Below are 16,949 nucleotides of genomic sequence, written 5' to 3' on the forward strand. Positions count from 1 at the left end.
CTCTGTACCGTCAGCAGAGGTCACAATAAAGGACTCAACGAAGGTGTCACCCACATCGAGGGCTTGCACCTGCGTTAAGGTGTTATCGATGGTGTAGGTCCAGGTACCGTCAGCAAGAATAGACAGGCTACCTAACGTGGTGCCCACAGACGTCCCCGCGCCTGCATTAAAGACGTTTTCACCCGCGTCTTCGTCGCTGATAATCAGTTGCTCAGTCGCAGTTAGATTATTGCCCACAACCGCAACGTCTTCGGTGAGTTCCGCAGATTCACCACTGACGATGGTTGCTGAATCATTGCTACCCGTAATCGTAATCACGACGTCTTGGCTAGTGACGGCTCCTTTATCATCCGTCACGCTAACCGTATAAGTAACGTCCTGAACTTGTCCGTCTTTCAAGGCTTGAGTCGCATCAGAATCGTTATCTAGTGTAAATGTCCAGTTGCCAGACACGGGATCAATCACAAACGTCCCAAAGTCACTATCACCGCTGTATGAGAAACTGGCTACTGAGTCCGCATCAACGTCAGTTGCAACAATGTTACCCGTGGCAATATCAACACCAGAAACATTGTCATCACCCGCTTCGATGACAGACCCAGTTACGACACTGGAATCTTCAATCACTGGAACATCATTCGTACCCGTAATGGTAATGGTGACTGTTTCGGTATTCACCGCACCAAACTCATCGGTGACTTTGACCGAAAAGTTAACGTCTTGCTTCTGTCCTTCTTTTAAGGCTTGAGTCTGTACTGAATCATTATTGAGTGTGAATAACCACGTACCATCAGAAGCCACGCTGAGGTCACCGTAATCACTGCTGCCATCATCGGTTGAAAACGTTAGCAATGCATCGCTATCAACGTCAGAGCCAAATAGAGTCCCTGACGCAGTCGGGGTTCCGGCGACTTCGGTTCCGTCATCATTATGACCGGCTTCTGTCACTTCACCAGTAAACGTGCTACTGGAGGTAAATACTGGCTGATCGTTGGTGCCTGTGATAGCGACCGTGATTGTTTCCGTATTCACGGCGCCAAACTCGTCACGCACCGTTACGGTGAAGGTCTCGTTATGCACCTCACCCTCTTTGAGAGCCTGAGATTGGGCGGTATCGTTATCTAACGTAAATACCCATGCACCATCAGGGTCAACCGTCATCGAACCATAGTCGCTACTGCCATCTTCAATAAAGAATGTCAGATTTGCACTGGCATCTACGTCCGAGCCAACAAGCGTACCTGTCGCGGTAGCAACGCCATCCACCAACGTGCCATCATCAAGATGGCCGGACTCTGTCACGGAACCTTGTAAATCACTACTTGATAAAATGGTGGGCTGATCATTGGTGCCAACAATCGTAATTGTCACGGGTTGGGTGACTGACGCACCGACTTCATCCGTCGCAATAACATCAAACACCACAGAGGTTTCTTGTCCCTCACGCAATGCTTGGGTATAAGCAGAAGCATTGTCGAGCTGAAAACTCCAAACTCCAGTTTGAGCATCTATTTCAAAAGAGCCAAAATCACTTTGTCCTTGGTAGGTAAACGTAACGGTACCGTCAACGTCTGATGCGTTAATGGTGTCACTCGCTGTCGAAGTTCCAGTGACCACCGTGCCATCATCTAAATGACCAGCCTCAGTCACTAGCCCCTTTGTCCCGGTCAAATCATCAATAACAGGCGTATCATTGGTGCCTGTAATCGTAATCGAGACGACTTCTCGGCTTACCGCGCCAAACTCGTCAGTAACCGTGACGACAAAATCCAGTTGCTTGGTTTCGCCTTCCGTTAACGCTTGAGTCGCATTCGATTCATTATCGAGGGTAAACGTCCATTTACCTTCACCATCAAACGTCATTTCTCCAAAATCAGTAATGCCATCGATAACTTGATAATCTAATATCGCATCGGCATCGACATCCGTCGCGACTAAAGTACCCGTCGCGACTGAATTACTTGCTGCACCATCACCAGATTCAGTGACCATTCCCGTTGTATCGCCACTCGCACCAAACGTTGGCACGTCATTTGTACCTTCAATAGTGATAGGCAGCGTTTGAGTAACCTGCGCGCCTTTATCATCAGTAACCGTAATGGTGAAGGTTGTATCAACAGAATCCCCTTCTTTAAGGGCTTGTGTTGCAGGAGCACTATTGTCTAAGGTAAACAGCCATTCACCCGTCAACTCATCAACCGTTAATGTGCCGTATTCGTTACTCGCGTCTTGGACACCATACGTAAGCACAGCATCGGTATCATCGTCGGTTGCTATAATTTGACCTTCGGCTGTCGCAAGACCATCGACATTAGTGCCGTCATCCAAACTGCCCGCTTCCACAACATCAGCAGAGCCTACATCGATAATATCGGGGATATCGTTGATTGGGTTGATTGTCAGTAGAACACCGCCCGTCTGAACTGAGTTTTCGGCACCTCGTCCATCGTCCACGGTATATAAAATCTGACCCGCGTCATCGCCGGAAGTGTATTCTTGGGGCGCATCATATTGAAGGGATTCGAACTCAGTTTCAGTGAGCACTTGACCCACTTTTACTGGTGTGCCATCGGCAAGGGTGAGCACACCAAGCTTAGGTAGCTCGGTAATAATAAGCGTTAACGTGTCATTGTTAGCATCAGTGGGAAAGCTTAGATTTAGATCGCCATCTAGTGATTCTTCGTCAAAATTACGAGCATCAAAAACGGTAACAGGTGCGGAGTTTGCGAGAATATCGAGTAACGTATCAGTTTGAGGTTGGTTGAGGTCTTGACTATTCAGTCCAGTAGTTTCAAAAAAGGTTGCCGCTAAAACTTGCTCTTGAGTTGCTTCTACCGTTGTTGCCTCAGAAATACTTGAACTGACAGCGTCGCCTGCCGCAGTGGCTTGGTCTTCATTTTGGGTTGGATCTTGGCCCGTTTCAATTTGCGAAATAATATCCGCAATCTCTTGATTATCCGATGAGTTCAACCGCGTTGATTTAACAACTTGCCCATTTTCTCCGATGACATCAATGCCAGCAAGCTCACTAGAATCTTGACCGTCGACGACTGACAGAACCGCTTCACCAGGCTGAGGTTCAACCCCCTCGGCCAAGACCTTTAGCTGACCTTTTTTATCAAGAACTAAGGTTCCCGTAACACTTGCAAGCCCCAAAAATACCGCAAAACCCATAGCGCGCTCCTTTACACCAAACTCTCGGACAAGAGATCATCGGACAATCAATAACAAAGCAATTAATCAGCTGAAAAACAACGATTTGCCCATGTCGAACTACATGTTAGTTAGTATAGGTAGATCGAATGTCATTTCTAATATATATAACCTTAAATACCAGATTTAGTTACAAATATGAATCAAAGAGTCAGGCTTTCTTATAGGATTCTCAAAAAAGAAATACTGAGTAGCGATAGGCGGAAAAAAAGATCGCGTCCTAATAATTACAAGCGGAGAGAGGTATGGATTTGTATGGACTATGTATTGAGCGTATCAAGTAATTCTGGGTTAACACCAAAACCTGTTTTATGTTCTTCAATCACCACTTCACTGCGTGTTTGAATGACACCGGGCAGCGTTCCCAGCTTAGTCGACATAAAGGATTGATAGGATTTCATATCTTTTGTTCGCACTTTAATCATGGTGTCGAAGTCACCAGAAAGAGAATAGCATTCTTCTATTTCAGGCATTAAATCTACAGCTTTAGCGAATTTATCAAAAATAGAGAAACTGGTCTGATCGAGACGAATATGGATAAAAACTTGGACATCCAACCCTAATTTCTCGGGGTTCAATTCAGCATGATACCCCTGGATAAAGCCTTCTTTTTCAAGTCGCTTTACACGGTCGGAGCATGGGGAGGTAGTGAGATTGACTTGCTTTGCCAATTCCACGATCGGCATACGACCTTTGAGGGTCAATATCCTAAGTATTTCTAAATCAATTTTATCTAAAGCAAGCTGAGCCACGATAACATCTCAAGTAAGTAATTGTTACTTGATTGTAAATCAAATGCTAGCAGGTTAAAAACACCACGGATCACACTCTGCGACTAATCCAATTTAACTACGCTTATTTTTGACAAACGCAGATAGTCGCAAAAGTATGATTGATTTTACAAATACCTTAGCCGTTAACGCTACGCAAGGTTAGCTTGTTGGTTCATCACAGGTTTAGCTTCCACCTGATTTTCTTGGTTGCATACTCGGCAAATAATGCGACGTTCCAATTTGTAATATCCACTGCCATTCACTAGTTGTGACATCAGCTGCTGAAAACTTTGTAAGATAGAGGCACTGTCATTTGGGCTACGTTTCATCACCGCTTTATGTGCCGTTTTCTTTTTGCACGCCGCACAGTAGTTCGTTGGCATTTTGCTGTTCTCCTAGAAGTCTGATCATTTGCTGACCATATTGTGTTCAAGGTCAGCGTGTATAGAAAACGATCATTGCAGAAAATGAGGCATACATTCAAAATTCATGTCATTTATTTGCGAATTTTTGATCAAGATGCCGAAACTTACTTACATATTGCCCGATCTCAACGCTCAACTCTCGAGATAGACGACCAAGTGCGGTGTCGGATTCTGAATCATTCACGCGCTAAATAGCAAAGAAAACAGCTAACCGCCCATCATGTATGATCTGAGAACATAAAAAAGCCCGCGACATGCGGGCTTTGGAATCCAGACAATATTAATACATCATCAATTTTACTGAATCGGCTTAATGTTGAAGAAAATGGCAAAAAGCACTGGGACAACAATCAATGTCAATATGGTCGCAAAACCAAGCCCAGCCATGATCGTCACTGCCATTGAACCAAAAAATGCATCAAAGACTAATGGGATCATACCTAATATGGTCGTTAGAGCAGCCATACTCACTGGCCGCACGCGACTTACCGCGCTATCGATGATGGCCTGATACGGATCCTTACCCGTTGCTAACTCCAAATTTATTTGATCCATCAAGACGATCCCATTTTTTAGGATCATTCCGCTTAGACTTAACAAACCCAGTAATGCTGTGAAACTAAACGGCATCCCAGAAAGCAGTAAACCAAATGCCACACCAATAATGGATAATGGCACGGTCAACCAAATCACCAGTGGCTTCTTAAATGAGTTAAATAGCAACATCGTGATGATAAACATCAGTAAGTAACCCATAGGTAGAGATTTAAACATGCCTTCTTGCGCATCTTTTGATGACTCGTATTCGCCGCCCCATTCTAATGAATAACCTTCTGGCAGCACAATGGCTTCAACTTGTGGTTGAATACGAGCAAACAATGTCGCCGCCGTTTCATCACCCAATACGTCATGATCAGCAAGAACGGTAAGCGTACGCTTTCTATCACGACGTTGAATCAAAGGCTCGCTCCAATCTAACGTGACATTATCCACCACCTGCTCAACCGGAACGTACGTCTGAAGCATCGGACTCCAGATAGAGATATTTTGTAGGGACGAATAATCCACCCGTTCTTCTTCCGTCAAACGGGTAACAATCGGCAGGCGCTGCGTACCATCTCGAAACACACCAATGGCGTTGCCACCAAACGCTAACTGTAAGGTATTCGAGAGATCTTCTTTTGAAATACCAAGCCGACGAGCTTTTGATTCGTTAAATTGAGGCACGAGTTCTTTCGTGCGCTCTCGCCAGTCATGACGAATATTACGCGCCCCTGAATCAGCGAGAAGAATATCTTCAACTTGAACGGCAACATCACGCAATATTTGTGGATCGGGCCCGATGATTCTCGCTTCTATTTTGGAAGCAGGAGAAGGTCCAAATTCCATTAAACGCAGCTGGAACGATGGCGCGGTAAACTCACTCGATAGGGTTTGATCCAGCTTGTCCAATAACGTAAACATATCGTCGCGATTCGTGGCTCGAACCTGCAGCTGAGCATACGCTTCATAGCTCTTTTCTGGTTGATAGGTCAACATGAATCGCTGTAAGCCTTGCCCAACCGATGTCGACACAAAATTCACATCTTCTTGCGATCGAATATAGGCTTCCACTTTTTCAGTTTGCTTCAATGTTTGTCTGATATCCGTGCCTTCTGGCATCCACATATCAACAAAAAACATAGGCGTATTGGAGGCTGGGAAAAACGACTGTTTCACCATGCCAAACGCCATAACAGCAGAAATAAGTAACGCGACCATTCCTATAACGGTCAACCAACGCAGTTTTAACGCCAGCTCCAATGACCAACGAAATACGGTAAATAAAATACCTTTATACGGTTCTACCGGCTCTGAGCCGACCATGACAGTCTCCTCTTTAAGCATTAGGCTTGCTAGAAAAGGCGTTAGTGTCAGTGCTGTAATCCAACTTAAAAATAGTGAAAAGCAGAGCACCCAAAACAATGAGCCCATAAACTCACCCGTTGCATCTTGAGAAAGCCCAATCGGTGCAAATGCGGTAATAGCAATAACGGTTGCGCCGAGTAGTGGCCACTGCGTTTGCTTGGCTATCGCTTTCGCTGCTTCTGTTTTCGTTTTGCCCTGTTTTAACCCAACTAGTATCCCCTCGACCACAACGATGGCGTTATCCACCAGCATCCCCAAAGCAATAATCAAAGCGCCAAGGGAAATTCGATGCAGTTCGATATTATTAATACTCATCAAAATGAAAGTACCAAATACCGTCAAGAGCAATACGATTCCAATAATCAGACCGCTGCGTACCCCCATGGCAAACAGTAGTACAACAATGACAATGGCCACGGCTTGCGCCAAACTGACGACAAAATCTTTTACCGATTTATCGACTTCCGTCGATTGGTTGTAAAAATAATCTAAATTTACGCCCGCTGGTTTAATATTCTCAAGCTCGCTCAATTTCGTATCAATCACGTGACCAACGTCTACAACGTTCACCCCAGATGTAAACGAAATTGCTAAATTAATCGCAGGTTTACCATTAAAGGTAATCACGTTTGATGGCTTTTCTTGGATACCTTTCGATATCTTTGCGACGTCTTTTAATCGAATCAAATTGCCGGTATCTCGGCCATGAATAATGAGGTTTTCCAGCGATTCTACTGAGTTAAGGCTCCCGTTCGGACGAATGGCTAGGTTGTCACCATTAATCATGATTTCCCCAGCAGACTGAACGCTGTTTTGTTGATTAAGCAATCCCGCTACGGTGTTCATGTCAAGGTTAAGCGCCGACAAGCGATTAAGTGAAAGCTCAACAAACAACATTTCTTGCTGATCACCAGAAATCGCGACTTTACCCACGCCATCAACAAGCTCGATTTCTCGGCTTAAATAATCCGCATAACGTTTAAGCTCTACGTAATCATAGCCGTCTCCCGTCAACATAATCATCACGCCGAACACATCGCCAAAGTCATCAATGATTTGCACCGAGTTCACACCACTTGGCAAGTTCGGCTTTAAATCGTTAATCTTGCGGCGCATTTCATCCCAAATTTGTGGCAGCTCATCTGGGCCATAATCCATCCGCATACTGACCATGATTTGCGACATTCCGTCTGAGGATGTTGACTTAATATTATCGATGTATGGCAACTGTCGAATCTGTTTCTCTAATGGATACGTCAGTTCTTCTTCAACTTCCGTTGACGTGGCGCCTGGGTAGGTAGAAATAATCATGGCATCTTTAATCGTAAATGCCGGGTCTTCAAGACGCCCCAGATCCATAAACGATGTGATACCACCGACGGTTAAAATAACGATGAAAAGCCAGCTAATCACTCGGTTCTTAATTGAATATTCCGTAAGACTCATTTCTCTTCACTCCCTTTAAGCGTCACTAACTCACCATCACGAAGCTTTCTCAAACTCGAAATAATCAATACATCCCCTTCCATCACGCCCGAATCGACAATGACACCAAAGCTATTAACCTGATCCACATGCACCAAACTGCGCATTGCCTTGCCATCAATGTGCTTCCACACATAAAACTCAGAAGCAGACGTGCCAGGCTCAAGTGCCGTCATCGGCAATTGATAACCTTGAATTGAACTCAAGCCAGCGGCCACCATGTCAACATGCACACTCACGCTTGCGCCAGGCAATATGGTTTGTTTAGGTTGCGGCATTTGCAGCCAAAGCTCATAGGCTCGAGACTGTGCATCGGGCTCACTCGAGTGCTCTAGATATTGCATCGTAAAGCCATTGTCTCGGTCGGGGAAAAAAGCCAACGGTTGATAGTTATTGCGTTGAGCGTCTGGCGTAATAGACGCCAAGATGTAATCAGAGAGACTTATTTTCACGTAGACTTTGTCAGCCTGGTACACGGACACGATGGTTTCACCCGGGCTGGTATTTTCAAAGCGCTCTTTCAATACATCCGCTACAACGCCAGTAAAAGGCGCTCGTAAGCTGGTGTATTGCAGCTGATGCTGCATGTTCTGATACTTCGCTTTGGCTAACTGCTTATTTGACGTCAACTCATCAAGTTCAGAATTGGAAATCATATCTTTAGCAAACAATTCGGCCCCCCGACGCAGTTGCTTCGTCGCCAATTCAAATTGAGCTTGAGCATCTCGATATTGTTGCTGCAGTTTTTTATCATCTAATTTAGCAACAACCTGTCCTTTCTTAACGGATTGACCGGGTTTAACGAGAAGGTGAGATATTTCACCACGAATACGAAAAGCCAGATTGGTTTGCTCTGCCGTCACAACTTGACCACGAAACTCCCGAAACTGCTTCGACACTGGTTGAGAGACATGGAAAGACGCCACCATTGTCTCCGCGGCATTGCGTGTCGTCACATCGGAGTTGCAGCCTTGTAGCGCAAGTAACGCTAAACCCAGTGTAATGAAAAATACCTTTCTCATTAGATGCCACCCTCGCGAGTCCATAGTTTAACTTGCTGACCTTCCATCAAATTTCCAGCGCCAGCGATCACAACCTGATCACCATGTTGAAGGCCTGCGGTAATTTCACCCAGCTCATTAAGCACCAATTTAATTTGGTGGACCTCTTGCGTCGCAGGTTCAAATATCCAAACTTGGCCTTCACCCTCTTGTTGCGTTATCCAGGCACTTTTAGGAAGCGATATAGCACGGTGAGTGAGTTCACTTTGAATATGAACCTGTCCAGACATCCCGGATAAAATATTAATATTTACTGGCTTGCGTATCGAAACCGACGCCGTATAACTGTTGGTATCTACATCCGGCTGCATCGCAATTTCACGAAATGAGGCTTCAATCTGTTGATTACGGTGACTGTCTAACGTTACAAAGAATCTCTGCTGCTGCAGTTCATCAAATGACATCGATTTCACAACAGGAACGGGAATTGAAAACGTGACATCCAACTCATCACTACTGATTAAATTGAGGATTGGCTGTTTTTCTCCAACCACCTCGTACGCTTTGTGGTAAGTCATTGAAACAACACCATCAAACGGAGCAATAATCTGGGTATAGCCAAGATCAGATTTGGCTTGCTCAAGTGCCGCTTCCGCCGCCTTATATTGAGTTTCTTGCTGATCAAATCTATCGGCGCTAATCAGCTTTTTCTCGACCAGTTGCTGTGCTCGTTTGAGCTGTGAATTCGCCAAGTCAAACTCTGCCTGACGAGCGTCTAGCGCGACTTGGTAATCGGTAGGATCCAGTGTTGCAAGAATTTCTCCCGCTTTCACCGACTCGCCCATTTTGACATCAATTGACGCCACTTGACCGCCTACTTGGAACGATAACTGTGCGCGATCGGTTGCATCAACTTGCGCTAAATAACTATTGATTGGAGCAAAGTTTAGCGCTGGAACCTCAAGCACCTTAACAGGCTTAATGACCGGTTCATGGATTTCAGATTGAGCTTGGTTACATCCCGACAGACTCATGGCTGCCAATACAGGTAACGCAATCAAGGCACTTCGTTTGAATAGACGATAAGTGTTCATAGTATTTATCTCTGATATTGTAATTATACTTTACAGTTGTGCAGTATATGTATAATTTACATCAGATCAACAGTTACTGCACAGTCGTATAGTATAATTTTTTATCGCAGTATCATTCACTTTGGTTATATGAGCATCGTCACCCACGCTCATTAATCATCAGCGCTCATTTATGAACACCTTGTCGGTGAACAGGAAAGTGCAGTACCCTATACCAGTACATCGAAAATAAAAAAGGTATCGAGTGGAGAAGAAAAAAGGGCGTCGTAGTGCCATGGCGGCGGAAGAGACAAAGAATTTAATCATGACCGTTGCCGCAGAAATGTTCTGTGAATTAGGATATGAACGCGTGTCTATTCGCAACATCAGTGAAAAGGCTGGGGTGTCACATAGCCTAATTCGTCACCACTTTGGCAGCAAAGAGAAAATTTGGTATTGCATCAGTGACCATTTGCACGCCTATATGCAAAAATACATCCTACATCTACTCGATGAACTACCAGAAAATACGCCTGCCAACGTTAAGCTTTACCGCTTTTCCGTCGAAATGCTGGCCCATATCATCGTCATAAGACAGCCAATCCAGCTCATTGCTGACGCCATGCGACAAGAAAATGAGTTCTTCGACTATTTTATCGATAGTCATGGAGAAATTGAGAGTGTTGTCAATAAGTTAGTCGATGCTTATAACGTCAGCCATTCTGAAACACCGCTCAACATGGTTGAGTTAAAATGGCAGATGATGATGTACGCCCACGGCGCCGCCTGCATGCTACCCATGCTTAAAGCGACATGGGCTGAAGAAACCCAAGATTTGGATGCATGTTTGGTGAAGCACTGGTCGATGTTTGAAAATCAAGTCGCCTGCCGGTTTGACATCGCTGCGGCCGATCGTCTCACGCCGAGTAAATTGGAAGACCTAGTACACAAAGTAGAATGTGGCTGGAAAGAAACCCCACTTTAAGCGTTGTTGGTTTAGAACTCCCACATCAATACACTAGATACGATCAAAAAAGGCTCCTCTCATTCTGCGATGAGTAGGAGCCTTTTTGTAGAAAGAACGGTTAGTCTAGTTCAACTAAGTTCTTTTCAAAGACATCATGTTGATCTTGTACGTCTTTCGAAGGACCACCTGTTAGCGCACTCACTACGACGATGGCGATTGCTGACAAGATAAATCCTGGAACAATTTCATAAACGTCGAAGATGCCACCGGTGATTTGTTTCCAAACCACGATGGTAATACCACCAACCAAAATACCGGCAATCGCACCATTACGGTTCATACCCGCCCAATACAGGCTTAGCAGTACTGCAGGGCCAAACGCTGCACCGAAACCTGCCCATGCATAAGAGACAAGACCAAGAACCGAGCTATCTGGCGTCATGGCTAGCACCAAAGCAACAATCGAGATAACCACAACCCCAACACGACCAACCGTAACCACTTGCTCTGAAGTGGCTTCTTTATTGATCACTTGCTTGTAGAAATCTTCCGCTAGTGCTGAAGATGACACCAATAACTGAGAATCGGCTGTACTCATGATGGCAGCCAAAATAGCCGCTAGTAAGATACCGGCAATCACAGGGTGGAACATCGCGTTCACTAGCAGCATGAAGATTTTTTCACCATCAGCGAGCACATCCCCACCCGAATTTGTCACATACAGCAGGCCAATCACACCAACCAGCATTGCACCGACCATAGACAGAGCCGACCACACCACAGCAATACGACGAGCCGTTGTTAAGTCTTTATTACTGCGTGTCGCTTTAAAACGGGCAAGAATGTGTGGTTGACCAAAGTAACCCAGACCCCAAGCCACAAGCGAAATAATTGCGATTGCAGATAACGGCTGACCTTTGGTGTCGTTCCATAGGGTAAGTAGTTCAGGATTGATCGCTCTAAGATCGCTGACTACTTGCCCAAATCCACCTTGCATCGCAGCAACTGGGACAATCATTAACGCCGCAGCCATGAGCAGGCCCTGTACTAGATCCGTCCAAGACACCGCAAGGAAGCCACCAAATAGCGTATAAGACACAACACATACCGTGCCAATAATGACCGCTGTGGTGTAGTCCAAACCAAAGACCGTCTCAAACAGTTTACCGCCCGCCACTAAACCAGAGCTGGTATAGAAAAGGAAGAAAAGCAAAATAAAGAACGCAGAAATTACCTGAATCATTTTCGAGTTGTCATTAAAACGACGAGAAAAATATTCCGGTAAGGTTAGCGCGTCAGTAGTAATACTGTAAGTACGAAGGCGTTTAGCACACAGTAGCCAGTTCAGCCATGTGCCTAACAGCAAGCCACCAGCTAGCCAGAATGCTTCAATACCAGCGGCATAAGCGTAACCTGGCAGACCCAGCAATAGCCAGCCACTCATGTCAGACGCACCTGCCGACAAAGCCGCAGGCCATGGTCCTAATGAACGTCCGCCCAAAAAGTAGTCACTTGAGTTTGATGTGCGCTTATAGGCAATCACACCAATGGCAAGCATCATCGCTAAATACGCGATAAAAGTTGTGGTAATAGCAAAGCTATTTTGAATCATTATTATTTCCTCATCCTAGAATTCAGCCTTCACTCTGAATAGTCAAAGTGAAGGCTGATAGGGGGCATTAGCAAAAATACCGTTTAACTACCGAGTTCTAACAAGGTAGCGTTCCCCCCCACTGCTGTAATATTGATCGTTCGGGTTCTTTCTGTAATGAACTTCAATACTAAGTTTGGATCGTGTGACGTTGGCATTGACGTCAGATCCGTTTCAGACACCAACAAACCAATCGCACTAGTACGACTTGCCAATTGATGATTGACCTGCCATAACGTGTCTTCAGAGCCGACCAATCCTACGACTCGAACATCTAAGTCGATAAAGGCATTGGCTTCTTCTAAAGGAACGATATGAACAAGCTGTGATGGCAATTGAGAACGCTCAACCGCCGAAACTAAAAGTTGATTAAAGGTCGTATTGTTTGAGCTAACAATAACGCCATTACCTGCAATTAACGCGGCTGTGATCTGAGCAATGGCCGCAATACTCGCTTGTGCATCTTCGCTTTCAACAATAATAAGCACCACACCACGACCCGCCGCATAGAGCTCATTGGTTTCACCCGTTGGTCCCGGCATTAAATGAGGCGCGCCCAATAGTACATTCGCCTGCTGGATGTGGTACGCCATGACACTCGCTAACGTCCCATTCACTTCATTCATATTACGTTGCAGTGACAGTACGCACTCTCGCTGCTCGGCAAACTCAGTGATGTTCCATTGCTCCCAAGCACTAAAAACATCAGAGAAAATTGTTGTGTTATTGACCATGATTTTTCTCCTTATTTCGATACTTGAATAGCATCAGTAAAACGGTACAAATAGTGTGGTCCACCCGCTTTAGGCCCGGTTCCAGATAAACCTTGACCACCAAATGGTTGCACGCCCACCACCGCACCTACTTGGTCACGGTTGATGTAACTGTTTCCGACACGAGTATGTTTTTCTATCCAACGGTAAGTGGATTCGTTTCGACTGTGGATACCCAAGGTGAGTCCAAAGCCAGTCGCATTAATGCGCTCAACAACACTGGGTAACTCGGCGGCTTTAAAGCGAACAATATGCAGAATTGGACCAAATTGCTCTTCTTTCAAAATAGAAATATCATCAATTTCAAAAGCACTTGGTGCCACAAAGTCCCCTTCCGCACACTCACTGTCTAACGACAATTGCGCCACTTTTTTGCCATGGATTTGCATCGATTCAATATGACTAAGAAGCTTTTCCTTCGCTTTTGTATCGATGACAGGTCCCACATCGGTTGCATGTAAGTAAGGCAGTCCGACCTTTAGCTCCGCCATCGCACCTTGAATCAGGTTAACAACACGGTCGGCAATATCGTCTTGCACGAACAGCACACGTAGGGCTGAACAACGTTGCCCCGCAGAGGCAAACGCGCTGCGTACCACATCACGTACCACTTGTTCCGGTAGCGCGGTAGAATCAACAATCATGGCATTTTGGCCACCGGTTTCCGCAATAAAAGGAACCGGGGCAACTTGACGAGCAGCGAGCGTACTGTTGATACGTTGCGCCGTCGGTGTTGAGCCCGTAAATGCCACACCCGCAATCGCATCGTGAGAGGTCAATGCATGACCAACATCTGCGCCATAGCCGGTAATAAGCTGAATCGTATTCGCGGGGAAGCCCGCTTCAAGCATCAACTCAACAGCTTTAACTGCAATCAAAGACGTCTGCTCAGCAGGTTTCGCGACCACCGTATTACCGGCGACTAATGCCGCTGAAATCTGACCTAAGAAAATCGCCAATGGGAAGTTCCAAGGGCTAATACAAACGAAAACACCACGTCCCTGACGAGTAAAGGTTTTCGATTCACCGTCAAAGCCAAGTAATGATTGAGGCTCAAAGACCTGCGGCTGTTTCGCGTAATAGCGACAAAAATCGACCGCTTCACGCACTTCATCAATAGAGTCGTGAATGGTCTTACCCGCTTCTTGGTGACAAAGTGCAACCAACTCATGCAGGTTATCTTCCAGTGCATCCGCAAGCTTCAACAAACACGCGCTGCGTTCTTGATAACTCACCTTAGACCATGAGGCATAACCTTGATCAGCGATCCGGATCGCTTCGGAAACATGATCATGGTTTGCCATCGCCACCTGACCCACGACAATACGACGATCATAAGGCGCCGTGATCGTATCCAGTGTCGCGCCTTCCTTGATCATGCTTTCGTATAATGAGACGCCATTGATGATCGGCGCCCCTTTCCAGTGCTTACTCAAGAAGGCTTCAACTTTGTGTTCGTACTCTTTCGCTTCCGATTCGATATCGACATTGACGCCTAGGGAGTTCTTGCGATCGGCAAAAATACTCGGCGGCAACTCAATCTGATCATTATGTAGGGTAGTATTGGCATTCAACGCATCGACAGGATGAACCGTTAACGTTTCTATTGGGCAGCGGGCATCCACTAAACGATGAACAAAGCTGCTGTTCGCGCCATTTTCCAACAAACGACGAACTAGATAAGGGAGAAGATCTTTATGGCTGCCAACCGGGGCGTAAATACGAACCGGCTGTTTATGCGTTTCCATGACGTGATCATAAAGGGAGTCCCCCATGCCATGCAGACGCTGGAACTCATAGTCGGTGTGCGGTGCCATCGTGGCAATCGCTGTCACCGTATGCGCATTGTGGCTAGCAAATTGCGGGAAGATATTGCCGCGGACATTGTCGCTTAAAAGAAACCTTGCACAGGCAAGATACGCCACATCTGTCGCTTCTTTACGAGTGAACACCGGGTAAGCATCGTAGCCCGCTTGTTGAGACCACTTCACTTCGCTGTCCCAGTACGCGCCTTTAACTAGACGTAAGGGAACAAGGTCTCCTTGCTGCTTCGCCAATGCGTTAATCCACACCAGTACTGGCAAAGCACGCTTTGAGTAGGCCTGAATCACTACGCCAAATTTTCCCCAACCTTTCGCGACATCACTGCGATAAACTTTTTCAAACAGTTTTAACGACAATTCCAGACGATCGGCTTCTTCTGCGTCGATGGTAATCGCCACATCAAGCTCACGTGCTCGTGTTAGCAATTGCGTGAGCGTGTCACACAACTCGGTCAATACTCGTGCTTCATTCGCCACTTCATAACGCGGATGTAGCGCCGATAACTTAATAGAGACTGACGGCGCTGGGCTAGTATCAAGTCCATACTTATCGCCGCCTACGGCCTCAATCGCCATGAGGTAGTCTTTAAAATACTTGTCTGCATCGGCTTTGGTTAGCGCCGCTTCACCCAACATGTCATAAGAATAGGTAAAACCGCGATCACGCATCTTCTTTCCGTTCTTTTGCGCTTCACTAATACTGCGCCCAAGCACAAACTGATGACCCATGATCTTCATCGCTTGGTACATCGCCTTACGAATCACTGGCTCAGAGAATTTATTCACCAGTTTATTCATTGCTTTAGCAGGGCTTTGTGACTCCTGATCACCCAGTCCTACCACTTTACCTGTGAGCATTAAGCCCCACGTCGAGGCGTTCACAAACACGGAGTCTGAACTTTTCAGGTGTGACTTCCAATCTGCCACACTAAGTTTGTCACGAATCAGCGCATCGGCAGTGGCTGAGTCTGGAATACGCATGAGCGCTTCCGCCAAACACATCAACAAGATCCCTTCTTGGGTATCTAGGCTGTATTCCAATAACAACGCATCAATCATTTGAATAGCATTTTTGTCGGCGCGAATCGCCTTGATCAATTGCGTGGTTTTCAACGGTATTTGTGCGGCTTCGTCACCGGAGGGTGTCGCCAAAGGTAAAAGCTGTTGTAACCATTGTGATTCATCCACCATGTATAGTGGAGAGATCAGTGACCAAAGTTGCTCAAGCGGTTGCTCGGCAAACTCTTTTTTAAGCACATCAGTTGCTGTAAACATGCGTCATCCTCAATCTCGCTCCAACCGCAATAGGCGGTAGGCGTACTACAATGGCAGGGAGTGTATTGTGAGTGCACGACGATTACTTGTCAAAAACTCCGAGCTTTTTGCTGTTTTCTACGCTTATTAACAAAACTAATACAATGTCACATCTCAAAAAACAATATGAGGCGTTATTTTCTGCAATCAAATTAACATATTGTTTCGTTACGAATCTGAGTATTTACTTTAAGGTTGTCGTTGCTCACAAAAAATAACGAATGAAAAATAGTGCTTTTAAGACAACGCTATAGCCTCTGCGGTAATATCTATTAACACTTAATACCGCAACATTTGCCCATTTTGAGACCTCCATCCGGTATACTGCCAGCGAATAAATCGATGCCAAAAACAAGAGTACCGACTGACTTTGCTTAAACGTTGCTATCACCTCTTTATCGCGATAATAATTACAGTGTGCACTTACACTGTGAGCGCGACAGAGTACGCATCATTTGAGACGTCCCCTCACTCTACTGCCAGTGCATCCCTTGCCCTAGATTCGATTCAACTAAATTCGACTCAACTCGCCAACGATACATT

At 45.7% G+C, this 16,949-nt stretch carries 10 protein-coding genes; 1 reads left to right on the forward strand and 9 read right to left on the reverse strand.

The features are described 5' to 3' along the window. The 6 genes from MD535_RS22020 to MD535_RS22045 all read right to left on the reverse strand — a co-directional run. On the reverse strand, positions 1-3,174 hold a 3,174-nt coding region (locus tag MD535_RS22020; RefSeq protein ID WP_265677239.1), incomplete at its 3' end, for a VCBS domain-containing protein. Positions 3,175-3,473: 299 nt separating this feature from the next. Continuing rightward, positions 3,474-3,965 (reverse strand): Lrp/AsnC family transcriptional regulator, encoded by a 492-nt coding sequence (locus MD535_RS22025; protein WP_265677241.1) that lies wholly within the window; start codon positions 3,963-3,965, stop codon positions 3,474-3,476. Positions 3,966-4,135: 170 nt separating this feature from the next. Beyond that, a complete protein-coding gene (locus tag MD535_RS22030; protein WP_265677242.1) occupies positions 4,136-4,369 on the reverse strand; it encodes a hypothetical protein in 234 nt (77 codons plus the stop codon). Positions 4,370-4,708: 339 nt separating this feature from the next. After that, complete coding sequence (locus tag MD535_RS22035; RefSeq protein ID WP_265677243.1) at positions 4,709-7,765, reverse strand: efflux RND transporter permease subunit; 3,057 nt, start codon at positions 7,763-7,765, stop codon at positions 4,709-4,711. Beyond that, positions 7,762-8,826 (reverse strand): efflux RND transporter periplasmic adaptor subunit, encoded by a 1,065-nt coding sequence (locus tag MD535_RS22040; RefSeq protein ID WP_265677244.1) that lies wholly within the window; start codon positions 8,824-8,826, stop codon positions 7,762-7,764. The genes MD535_RS22035 and MD535_RS22040 overlap by 4 nt, the downstream gene beginning before the upstream one ends. Continuing rightward, positions 8,826-9,899, reverse strand: a complete 1,074-nt coding sequence (locus MD535_RS22045) for an efflux RND transporter periplasmic adaptor subunit (RefSeq protein WP_265677245.1) — start codon at positions 9,897-9,899, stop codon at positions 8,826-8,828. The genes MD535_RS22040 and MD535_RS22045 overlap by 1 nt, the downstream gene beginning before the upstream one ends. A gap of 244 nt (positions 9,900-10,143) precedes the next feature. On the opposite strand from MD535_RS22045, the gene MD535_RS22050 reads away from it, so the two are divergent. After that, positions 10,144-10,863 (forward strand): TetR/AcrR family transcriptional regulator, encoded by a 720-nt coding sequence (locus MD535_RS22050; protein WP_313897284.1) that lies wholly within the window; start codon positions 10,144-10,146, stop codon positions 10,861-10,863. Positions 10,864-10,963: 100 nt separating this feature from the next. Here the strand turns inward: MD535_RS22050 and putP are convergent, their stop codons facing one another. The 3 genes from putP to putA all read right to left on the reverse strand — a co-directional run bounded on the left by putP (position 10,964) and on the right by putA (position 16,367). After that, a complete protein-coding gene (putP, locus tag MD535_RS22055) occupies positions 10,964-12,457 on the reverse strand; it encodes a sodium/proline symporter PutP (RefSeq protein ID WP_265677247.1) in 1,494 nt (497 codons plus the stop codon). Between the two features lie 83 nt (positions 12,458-12,540). Beyond that, entirely contained in the window at positions 12,541-13,230 is a 690-nt protein-coding gene (locus MD535_RS22060) for an aldehyde dehydrogenase family protein (RefSeq protein ID WP_265677248.1), read from the reverse strand. A gap of 11 nt (positions 13,231-13,241) precedes the next feature. Continuing rightward, positions 13,242-16,367 carry a bifunctional proline dehydrogenase/L-glutamate gamma-semialdehyde dehydrogenase PutA gene (gene putA, locus MD535_RS22065; RefSeq protein ID WP_265677249.1) on the reverse strand — a complete coding sequence of 1,042 codons (3,126 nt, stop codon included), beginning with the start codon at positions 16,365-16,367 and terminating at the stop codon, positions 13,242-13,244. Between the last annotated feature and the right edge of the window lie 582 nt (positions 16,368-16,949).

The organism is Vibrio qingdaonensis, from assembly GCF_026191675.1.
In the GTDB taxonomy this organism is placed as follows: Bacteria; Pseudomonadota; Gammaproteobacteria; order Enterobacterales; family Vibrionaceae; genus Vibrio; species Vibrio qingdaonensis.

What these genes read in the sequence shown, in the direction of transcription:
- MD535_RS22035 (WP_265677243.1), bottom strand. Translation starts at nt 7,765, where the DNA reads ATGAGTCTTACGGAATATTCAATTAAGAACCGAGTGATTAGCTGGCTT.
- putA (WP_265677249.1), bottom strand. Translation starts at nt 16,367, where the DNA reads ATGTTTACAGCAACTGATGTGCTTAAAAAAGAGTTTGCCGAGCAACCG.
- MD535_RS22040 (WP_265677244.1), bottom strand. Translation starts at nt 8,826, where the DNA reads ATGAGAAAGGTATTTTTCATTACACTGGGTTTAGCGTTACTTGCGCTA.
- MD535_RS22045 (WP_265677245.1), bottom strand. Translation starts at nt 9,899, where the DNA reads ATGAACACTTATCGTCTATTCAAACGAAGTGCCTTGATTGCGTTACCT.
- putP (WP_265677247.1), bottom strand. Translation starts at nt 12,457, where the DNA reads ATGATTCAAAATAGCTTTGCTATTACCACAACTTTTATCGCGTATTTA.
- MD535_RS22060 (WP_265677248.1), bottom strand. Translation starts at nt 13,230, where the DNA reads ATGGTCAATAACACAACAATTTTCTCTGATGTTTTTAGTGCTTGGGAG.
- MD535_RS22030 (WP_265677242.1), bottom strand. Translation starts at nt 4,369, where the DNA reads ATGCCAACGAACTACTGTGCGGCGTGCAAAAAGAAAACGGCACATAAA.